This window comes from Nonomuraea sp. NPDC049784, from assembly GCF_040659615.1.
Classification (GTDB): domain Bacteria; phylum Actinomycetota; class Actinomycetes; order Streptosporangiales; family Streptosporangiaceae; genus Nonomuraea.
Genome location: NZ_JBFAMX010000434.1, coordinates 1 through 8880 on the forward strand (window position 1 = coordinate 1; position 8880 = coordinate 8880).

10 protein-coding genes are annotated in these 8880 nt (G+C 70.8%); 7 read left to right on the forward strand and 3 right to left on the reverse strand.

What is annotated here, in order from left to right; all coding sequences use genetic code 11:
• The 5 genes from AB0J09_RS46610 to AB0J09_RS46630 form a co-directional block, all read left to right on the forward strand.
• Positions 1–1380, forward strand: a 1380-nt coding sequence (locus tag AB0J09_RS46610) for a tetratricopeptide repeat protein (protein ID WP_360706397.1), incomplete at its 5' end; no start/stop codon positions are given.
• Positions 1381–1516: 136 nt separating this feature from the next.
• Complete coding sequence (locus AB0J09_RS46615) at positions 1517–1702, forward strand: hypothetical protein (RefSeq protein WP_360706400.1); 186 nt, start codon at positions 1517–1519, stop codon at positions 1700–1702.
• A gap of 63 nt (positions 1703–1765) precedes the next feature.
• Positions 1766–2314, forward strand: a complete 549-nt coding sequence (locus tag AB0J09_RS46620; RefSeq protein WP_360706403.1) for a hypothetical protein — start codon at positions 1766–1768, stop codon at positions 2312–2314.
• Positions 2311–4188, forward strand: a complete 1878-nt coding sequence (locus AB0J09_RS46625) for an ABC transporter ATP-binding protein (RefSeq protein ID WP_360706405.1) — start codon at positions 2311–2313, stop codon at positions 4186–4188. The genes AB0J09_RS46620 and AB0J09_RS46625 overlap by 4 nt, the downstream gene beginning before the upstream one ends.
• Positions 4185–4661 carry a S26 family signal peptidase gene (locus tag AB0J09_RS46630; protein WP_360706408.1) on the forward strand — a complete coding sequence of 159 codons (477 nt, stop codon included), beginning with the start codon at positions 4185–4187 and terminating at the stop codon, positions 4659–4661. The genes AB0J09_RS46625 and AB0J09_RS46630 overlap by 4 nt, the downstream gene beginning before the upstream one ends.
• A gap of 12 nt (positions 4662–4673) precedes the next feature.
• Here AB0J09_RS46630 and AB0J09_RS46635 read toward each other — a convergent pair whose 3' ends face one another.
• The 3 genes from AB0J09_RS46635 to AB0J09_RS46645 all read right to left on the reverse strand — a co-directional run bounded on the left by AB0J09_RS46635 (position 4674) and on the right by AB0J09_RS46645 (position 7122).
• On the reverse strand, positions 4674–5069 hold the full coding sequence (locus AB0J09_RS46635) for a hypothetical protein (RefSeq protein WP_360706411.1): 396 nt from the start codon (positions 5067–5069) through the stop codon (positions 4674–4676).
• Positions 5070–5714: 645 nt separating this feature from the next.
• Positions 5715–6338, reverse strand: coding sequence for a hypothetical protein (locus AB0J09_RS46640; RefSeq protein ID WP_360706414.1), 624 nt, complete (start codon positions 6336–6338; stop codon positions 5715–5717).
• Between the two features lie 43 nt (positions 6339–6381).
• On the reverse strand, positions 6382–7122 hold the full coding sequence (locus AB0J09_RS46645; RefSeq protein ID WP_360706419.1) for an HAD-IIA family hydrolase: 741 nt from the start codon (positions 7120–7122) through the stop codon (positions 6382–6384).
• Between the two features lie 100 nt (positions 7123–7222).
• Between AB0J09_RS46645 and AB0J09_RS46650 the strand changes: the two genes are divergently transcribed.
• Together AB0J09_RS46650 and AB0J09_RS46655 are read left to right on the forward strand one after the other, a co-directional pair.
• A complete protein-coding gene (locus AB0J09_RS46650; protein WP_360706417.1) occupies positions 7223–8410 on the forward strand; it encodes a M20 family metallopeptidase in 1188 nt (395 codons plus the stop codon).
• Positions 8411–8412: 2 nt separating this feature from the next.
• A partial coding sequence (locus tag AB0J09_RS46655) for an alcohol dehydrogenase catalytic domain-containing protein (protein WP_360706422.1) occupies positions 8413–8880 on the forward strand: 468 nt, incomplete at its 3' end.

Here is an 8880-nt window from a genome sequence, read left to right on the forward strand (position 1 = left end):
CTGGCGATCGTCGCGGCCCAGCTGGCCCAGCGCACCGATCTGCCGCTGGCGGAGGTCGCCGCGGGCCTCGAGCGGGCCGACGCGGATCTGAAGCCGTTCGCCCACAGCGACCCCGCGATCGACCTGCGCGGAGTGTTCGGGCGCTCGTATCGGGACCTGCCCGAGCCCGCGGCCCGGCTGTTCCGGCGCCTGGGGCAGCACCCCGGGCCGCACCTGTCGATGCCCGCGGCGGCGAGCCTGGCCGCGCTGCCGGTGGACCGCACGCGGGAGCTGGCCGCGCACCTCGACCGGGCGAACCTGGTCGAGATCCACGCGCCCGGCCGTCTGCACATGCACGACCTGTTGCGCGTGTACGCGTCGGAGCAGGCGCGCGCCACCGACAGGCAGACGGTACGGCGGGCGGCGACACGACGGCTGCTGGACTACTACCTGCACTCGGCGTGCGCCGCGAACGGTGTGTGTTACCGCCACCGCGACAACCTGCGGCTGGAACCGCCCGCGCGGGGCGCCGTCGTCGAGCGGTTCGACGGGGAGGCGCAGGCCCTGCGGTGGTACGCCGACGAGTCGGCTGCACTGCCGGCGTTGCTGGCGGAGGCGACCACGGCCGGGTTCGACCGGCACACGTGGCAGCTGGCGTGGGCGTTCGCGGAGTTCATGCAGCGCCGTGGTCTCTGGGAGGAGATCCTGCGCACTCAGGCGGTGGCGTTGAACGCGGCCGGGCGGCTCGGCGACCGGCTGGCCCAAGCCCGCTGCCACAACAGCATCGCCAGGGCTCATGCCAGGCTCGGCCGCGACCGCGAGGCCGTCGAGCACTTCGAGCAGGCGGTCGAGCTGCACCGGGACCTCGGCGAACCGGTCCTGCAGGCCCACGTCCACCTGGGCCTGACCGTCGCGCTGAGCCAGGCGCGCCCCGGCGATGCGCTGAGCCACGCGCTGCACGCGCTGGAGCTGTTCCAGCAGGCCGGCGACGTCGTCGGAGAGGCGCGGGCGTTGAACAACTCCGGCTGGTTGCGAGCCCAGATCGGCGAGTACGACGATGCGCTGGCCGACTGCCGGCGGGCCCAGCGGCTCCTGGCCGACCTCGGGTACGCCCAGGGCGAGGGGCACGCCTGGGACAGCGTCGCCCACGTACTGCATCTCAAAGGCGACTTCGCGGGAGCGGTGACGTGCTTCGAGAGAGCGGCGGAGCTGCTGCGCGACTGCGACGACCTGCACGCGGCCGCCGAGACGCTGGTCCGCCTGGGCGAGACGCACGTGCGGGCGGGTGACATCGCGGCCGCGCTCGACGCCTGGAAGCAGGCGGCGGAGTTCTTCGACGCCCTCGGCGACGCGCAGGCGGACAAGGTCCGCGACCGCATCGTTTCCTTTCACCATCCGTGATCTCCCGCGCCTGCGACAGCCGGCGTGAGCTGCGGGGACAGGCCGTTAAGAATTCGTTGAGAAATCGCTCAGAGCTCTGGCGCAGGCTGCGACGGGCGGGCGCCGGCCCGTCGGAACGACCGAAAGGAACGATTTGATGCGCGTCGTGACCAGAATGGCCGACCGGCTCCTCGAGCTGATCGCGCCGCACTCCGTGGCCAGGGCTACCGACTGCGGCTACCAGTGCTGCAGTTTCCCGGCGTTCACCGCGAAGTACTGCTGCTACTACCCGAACGGCAACTCCAGCTGCGGCGGCTGCAAGAGCTACATCTATTGCTCGTGACCGCGCGTTGACCGGGTGCCCGGCTGGCGGTCCGGCCGGGCCCTTCACACGGAAGGTTGTCTCATGTCCTATTTGATCGCCATCGTTGCCCTCGTCGGCGCATTGTGCCTCGTGGATCTGGTGTTGACCCTCGGCGTGGTCCGGCGGCTACGGGAGCACACCAAGCTGCTGGACGGACTGTACGAAGCCGTCGACCTGATGGGCGGCCCTTCCGGGCCGGGCGGGGGACCGACCGTCGGCGACGTCGCCGGTGATTTCGAGGCGACGACGGTGGACGGGAACCGTCTCACCCGGGATCTCCTGCCGGACGGGACGGTCGTCGCGTTCTTGTCGCCCGATTGCCGCGGCTGCCATGAGAAGCTTCCCGGCTTCGCCTCGTGGGCCGCGGACCAGGACCGCTCGCGGGTGCTGGCGGTGGTCGACAACCGATCGGGTGACCCCGCGAATATGGTCAGCGCTCTGAAGCCCGTGGCAGAGGTGATCGTGGACAGCGCTGTGAGCAACGCGTTCGGCGTTCACTCGTTCCCGACGTTCCTCCAGGTGGCCGCGGGCGGCAAGCTGCTCGCGGTGGCGCCCGAGATCTCCCGGCTGCCGGCTGGGTCGCCTGCGTGAGCGAGCCGGCACCGACGCCGCCGGGGCTGGCAAGAAGCGCGGCACGCGCCGCCGCGATGGTGTGGCGGTCGGCGCCCGCCCATGTCCTTGCCTACCTGGCGGTCACGCTGGTGGGCTCGGCCACCCCGATCGCCGTGGCCTGGCTGACCAAGGCCGTGCTCGACGGGGTGGCACTACGGCAGACCGGCACGCTGCTCGCCCTGGCGGTGGCCATCGCCGTCGTCACCACGGCCGCCGCGGCGGCGACGCACGCGGGACATTACCTGCGTGCCGAGGTGGATCGCAGGACCGCGCTGCACGCGAAGGACGAGCTGTTCGCGGCGGTCTCCGGCTTCACCGGCCTGGCCAGGTTCGAGAGCCCGGCATTCCTTGACCGGCTGCGGCTGGCCCAGCAGAGCGCGAGCAACCCCGGCAGGCTGGTGGACACCGCGCTCACCGCCGCTCGCAGCGCGATGACGGTCGCCGGCTTCGTCGCGTCCCTGGCACTCGTCAACTCCGCCTTCACCGTCCTGGTCGTGCTCTCGGCCCTGCCGGGGCTGCTCATCGAGCTGCGGATGTCGCGGCAACGGAACACGATGTTGTGGCGGATCGGACCGGCCGAGCGTCGCGAAATGTTCTACGCGCACCTGATGTCCACCGCGGACGCCGCCAAGGAGATCCGCCTGTTCGACCTCGGCCCCTTCTTGCGGCTTCGCATGCTGGCCGAGCTGCGCACCGCGAACGCCGAACGCCGCCGGATGGATCGGCGGGAGCTCCTCATCCATGCGAGTCTGTCAGGCGCCTCGGCGATCGTGGCAGGAGCGGGCCTCGTCTGGGCGATCCTGGCGGCGGGGCAGGGGCGGCTCAGCGTCGGCGACGTGGCGATGTTCGTGGCGGCGGTCGCCGGCGTGCAGGCGGCGCTGGACAGCATGGTGTCGGCCGGCGTGATGGCGTACGAGCACCTGCTGACCCTTCATCACCACGTCGCGATCGTGACCGCCGAGTCCGATCTGCCGGCGCCGGCCCAAGGCCGGTCGCTGCCGCCTCTGCGCCAGGGCATCGAGCTGCGCGACGTCTGGTTCCGCTACGGCGCGGACCATCCGTGGATCCTGCGCGGCGTCAACCTGTTCGTTCCGAACGGGGAGACGGTCGCGCTGGTCGGGCGCAACGGCGCCGGCAAGAGCACGCTGGTGAAGCTGCTGTGCCGGTTCTACGAACCGACCCGCGGAGCGATCCTGTGGGACGGCGTGGACATCCGCGACGTGCCGCCGGAGACGCTGCGCGCCCGGATCGGCGCCGTCTTCCAGGACTTCGTGTCGTACGAGCTGACGGCGACCGACAACATCGCGGTCGGTGACCTCCCCGCCGCACAGGACCAGGCGCGGATCGAGCAGGCGGCGCGGGACGCCGGCGTCCACGACGCCGTCGCGGCCCTGCCGTACGGCTACCGCACACTGCTGAGCCGCGGATTTCCCCTGGATGAGGAGGATGACCAGGACGGAGCGGACTCGGGAGTGCTGCTCTCCGGCGGGCAATGGCAGCGGGTGGCGCTCGCCAGGGCGTTCCTGCGCCGCGACCGCGACGTGATGATCCTCGACGAACCCAGTTCCGGCCTGGACCCGGAGGCCGAGTTCGAAGTGCACAGCCGGCTCGCGAGGCTGCGGTCGGGACGCACGAGCGTGGTCATCTCCCATCGCCTCGGCGCGGTCCGTGACGCCGACCGGATCGTGGTGCTGGCCGACGGCGTCGTCGCCGAGGAGGGCACGCATGCCGCACTGCTGGCCGACGGCGGCACGTACGCCGAGCTGTTCACCCGTCAGGCGGCCGGTTACCTGGACGACGCGGGGCCGGCCCCGTCCGAGGGCGCCGCCGAACCGGCAGGAGCGTCGCGGTGACCGGCGTGGCGGCCGTGCTCGCCGGCATCGGCCTCGCCGGTGCCGCTGTCACCCTTGCCTGGCTGCGCCGCCGGTACCTGGTGGTGACCGTCCAGGGGGAGAGCATGCTGCCGGCGTACCTGCCCGGCGAGCGCGTGCTCGTGCGGCGGACGCCGCCTGGTTCGCTGCACGCCGGGCAGGTCGTCGTGCTCGCCGGTTACTCGCACGGCCCGCGCGGCAAGGGCTCACGGGGGTCGCTCCCTGCCGAGCCGAGCCCGGGTCCGCGCTGGATCATCAAGCGCGTCGCGGCCGTGCCGGGTGACCCGATACCGCGCGACACCGTCCCCGCCCTGCGGACCGCGCCGGGTACGCGGGTACCGGACGGGCGCCTCGTCGTGCTGGGCGACAATCCGGACCGCTCGCACGACTCCCGCCACGCCGGCTACCTGGCAGCGGAACGCCTGTTCGGCGTGGTGCTGCGCAAGATGGGATAGCCGTCCCGCGGCTCACATGCAGTCCTTCTTCAGCAGCCGATCGACCTTGATGCCCAGGTCGAGCAGCTCGGACCGCACCACGTTGAACTCCTGCGCGATCTCGGACCGGACGGTCGCGAACTCGTCGGCTATCTGCACCGGGATGTAGTCGCCCTCCTCTGGCGATGCGGCGAAGCAGGCGTTCACCTCCCGCCGGATGGCCGCGACCTCCACGTCGACGGCCGCGAACTGCTCGATCGTCTCGGCGCGCGCCGTCGCCATCTGCGCCTTCATGGTGGCGATCTCCGCCTCCAGGCGCTTGGCCCGTTCGTTGATCTCGTGCAGGAGGTGTTGCTGCTCGCCATCGGCCCCCGAGGCCGCGCCGGTGAGGCGATCGCACGTCTCGAGGCCTTCGACACGGAGCTTCAAATCGAGAATCTCCGCTTGTACGTCCACACGTCATCAGACTTTCTTCTCCGTGAATACTCCGGCCTTCAGGCCGTGGAGGAAACGAACTTCCCGCGTAGCGGAGCAGGGAGAGCCGTTTCGCCGTCAGGCGAACCAGGGTCAAGGAGTTCCGTGCCACCCCGCGGCCAGAAAGCGTGCGGGGTGGCACGGGGTGCGGTCTCACGACCTTTTCTCCGCTTGCGCGGGTAACGCCCGTACGGCCAGGTGAAGCCGTTCGGGTCTCCCCTCGACCATGTTGGGCACTCCGCTGCCCGAAGGCGTCCGCGTCCCGTTTCGTCCCTGCTCCGGGGCTGTCTGCTGACGCGGATTCCAGGGTCCGCCGCTGAGGAAGCACGGCGGAGTGGATCTGCTGACGTGTGTCCAACGTAGCCACCAAGGTCACCTCCCTATCGGTGATGGCTGGGTCTGGTCACTCCGGCCCGCCCCGTCTAGCGGGGCAAGCCCCGGCCTTCAGGCCGGGGAGCGAGTGACACCTTTGCATTTGCTGGATCGGACGCGGCCATCCCTTTGGGCCGCCCCGCTTTTGGTCACCATATGGTTGCAGTCAGTGACTGTGCTTGCCCATAGCTCGAGGAAATCGGGGTCGATTCTTTGCCTTCGCCGGTGCTAGCGGCGGTCCTCGATCTCCCAGAGATGGTCGATGACGTGCCAGGCGATGCGGCGCAGCGCGTACCGGGGCGGCCAGCCCGTCGTCTGGGGCGGATCCCAGGGCTGGGACAGGACGTCGGCCAGCTCCGCTCTCATCGCGTCCCGATCCCCGGGCGACTTGTACGGCTTGTGGCGGACATCCACCTTCCTGGCGAAGGCGCGCTCGGCGTTCAGCACGTGATCGACGATGCGCGACAGGTCGCGGCCACCACCGCGGGGGCCCTTACGGAGGTCCTCCGGCGAGGTGGCGGCGGTCTCGTCGAAGAGGGCCCAGGCCGCCCGCAGCAGGGCGACGCCGCGTGCCGCCTCCTCGGCCGGCAGGGGCTCCTGATCCAGGTCGGGGACGGCGTACGGCGCACCGAAGTCCGTGATGTCGCTGCCGGGGATCCGCGCCACCACCACCGGGTCCCCAGGGGCGAAGTCCAGGCCGGCCCGCGCGGCCACCGCGCCGTAGCGGGGGACGTACTCCATGAGCAGGTCCAGTGCGGCCTCCTCGCCCTTGGCCACGCGGCACCAGCCGGGCCAGTCGAGCGAGCAGGCGAACACCTTCTTCGGGCCGATCTCCAGGTAAACGCGGGTCATGACACCCAAGCGTGCCATCCGTACCTGTCAGAAGGGGTCAGGTTCAGATGAGGTCGATGAGGTCGGCCACCGAGTCGACCACCAGCGAGGGGCGGTAGGGGAAGCGGTCGATCTCGTCACGCTGGGTGACGCCGGTGAGGACCAGGATCGTGAACAGGCCCGCCTCCATGCCCGACACGATGTCGGTGTCCATGCGGTCGCCGATCATGGCGGTCGTCTCGCTGTGGCCCTCGATCTCGTTGAGTGCGCTGCGCATCATGCGGGGGTTGGGCTTGCCGACGAAGTAGGGGGCGACGCCGGTGGCCTTGGTGATGAGGGCGGCCACGGCGCCGCAGGCCGGGAGCGAACCCTCGGTGGAGGGGCCGATGGGGTCGGGGTTGGTGGCGATGAAGCGGGCGCCGGCCTCGATGAGGCGGATGGCCCGGGTGATCTGGGTGAAGCTGTAGGTGCGGGTCTCACCGAGCACGACGTAGTCGGGGTCGAGGTCGGTGAGCACGTAGCCGACCTCGTGCAGCGCCGTCGTCAGGCCCGCCTCGCCGATCACGTACGCCGAGCCGCCCGAGCGCTGGTCGTCCAGGAACTGGGCGGTGGCCAGCGCGGAGGTCCAGATGGAGGCGGGGGGCACCTCGAGGCCGGCCCCGGCCAGACGCACCGACAGGTCGCGCGGAGTGTAGATCGAGTTGTTCGTCAGGACCCGGAACCGCTTGCCGGACTCGCTGAGCCGCTTGATGAACTCGTCCGCCCCGGGGACCGGCCGCCCCTCGTGCACGAGGACGCCGTCCATGTCCGACAACCAGGAATCGATCTGCTTGCGCTCAGTCACAGGCACATCGTAGCGAGCGCGCCTTGTCGACTTCCCGTCCCCTGCATGAACAATGTTCTTCATGACATTCACTGAAGAAGCGCTTGATATCCGGGACGAGCTCGTCGAGCTCCGCCACTCGTTGCACACCACGCCGGAGCTCGGCCTGCACCTGCCGCGCACGCAAGAGAAGGTCCTGGCCGCGTTGGACGGCTTGCCGTTGGAGGTCAAGACAGGCACCTCGCTCAGTTCCGTCACGGCCGTGCTGAGGGGCGGCAGGCCGGGCCCGGCCGTGCTGCTGCGCGGGGACATGGACGCGCTGCCCGTGGCCGAGAAGAACGATCTGCCGTACGCCTCGCAGCTCCCCGGCCAGATGCACGCGTGCGGGCACGACCTGCACACCACGATGCTGGCGGGGGCGGCGCGGCTGCTGAGCGCGCGGCGCGAGGAGCTCGCGGGTGACGTCATCTTCATGTTCCAGCCGGGCGAGGAGGGACACGAGGGTGCCAAGCACATGATCGGCGAGGGCGTGCTCGACGCGGCGGGCGCGCGGCCCGTGGCGGCGTACGGGATGCACGTCGTGTCCGGGATGTTGCCGCCGGGGCTGTTCGCGTCGCGGCCGGGGCCGATCATGGCGGCGGCGGACACGTTCCTCGTGACGGTCAAGGGGCGCGGCGGGCACGGCTCCACCCCGCACCGGGCGCTGGACCCGATCCAGGCGGGCTGCGAGATGGTGACGGCGCTGCAGACCATGGTGACCAGGGGGTTCGACCCGTTCGACCCCGTGGTGGTGACGGTGGGCAGCTTCCACGGCGGGTCGGCGGACAACGTGATCCCCGACGAGGCCAGGTTCGAGGCCACGGTGCGCACGTTCAGCAAGGACAACCGGGCGAAGGTCAGGCGCCGGCTGGTGGAGGTCGTGCAGGGCATCGCGGCGGCGCACGGGCTGGAGGTCGAGGCGTCGTTCGGGATGGGTTACCCGGTGACGGTGAACGACCAGAGCGAGGCCGAGTTCGTGGGCAGGACGGCCGACGAGCTGTTCGGTCCCGGGCGGTATTTCGTGTCGCCGCAGCCGATCATGGGCTCGGAGGACTTCTCGTACGTGCTGGAGGAGGTGCCGGGCGCGTTCGTGTTCCTGGGGGCGTGCCCGCCCGACCGGGATCCGGCCACCTCGCCCTACAACCACTCCCCCGAGGCGATCTTCGACGACTCGGTGCTGCCCGACGGCGCCGCGCTCTACGCCTCGCTCGCCTACTCCAGGCTGTCGTGACCATGCGGGCGTGGGTCGTGGCCGAGCCGGGGCCGATGGCGACGCGGCCGCTTGAGCTCGTCGAGCGGGACGTGCCCGAGCCGGGACCCGGCGAGGTGCTGGTGCGGGTCGAGGCGTGCGGCGTGTGCCGTACGGACCTGCATCTGGCCGAGGGCGATCTGCCGCCGCGGCGGCCGCGGACCACGCCCGGTCATCAGGTGGTGGGCAGAGTGGAGGGCACGAACGAGCGGGTGGGCGTGGCCTGGCTCCGCTCCACCTGTGGCAAGTGCCGCTACTGCCTGCGGGGGATGGAGAACCTCTGCCCGCACTCCGCTTATACGGGGTGGGACGCCGACGGCGGGTACGCCGGATATCTCGTCGCGCCCCGCGACTACGTCTACCCCTTGCCCGAGGACGTGCCCGCCGAGCGGCTGGCGCCGCTGCTGTGCGCCGGGATCATCGGCTACCGGGCGCTGCTGCGCTGCGATCTG

Excerpts from the sequence above, each read along its gene's own strand:
- AB0J09_RS46620 (WP_360706403.1), top strand. The coding sequence starts at position 1,766 with ATGTCCTATTTGATCGCCATCGTTGCCCTCGTCGGCGCATTGTGCCTC.
- AB0J09_RS46615 (WP_360706400.1), top strand. The coding sequence starts at position 1,517 with ATGCGCGTCGTGACCAGAATGGCCGACCGGCTCCTCGAGCTGATCGCG.
- AB0J09_RS46650 (WP_360706417.1), top strand. The coding sequence starts at position 7,223 with ATGACATTCACTGAAGAAGCGCTTGATATCCGGGACGAGCTCGTCGAG.
- AB0J09_RS46645 (WP_360706419.1), bottom strand. The coding sequence starts at position 7,122 with ATGGACGGCGTCCTCGTGCACGAGGGGCGGCCGGTCCCCGGGGCGGAC.
- AB0J09_RS46640 (WP_360706414.1), bottom strand. The coding sequence starts at position 6,338 with ATGACCCGCGTTTACCTGGAGATCGGCCCGAAGAAGGTGTTCGCCTGC.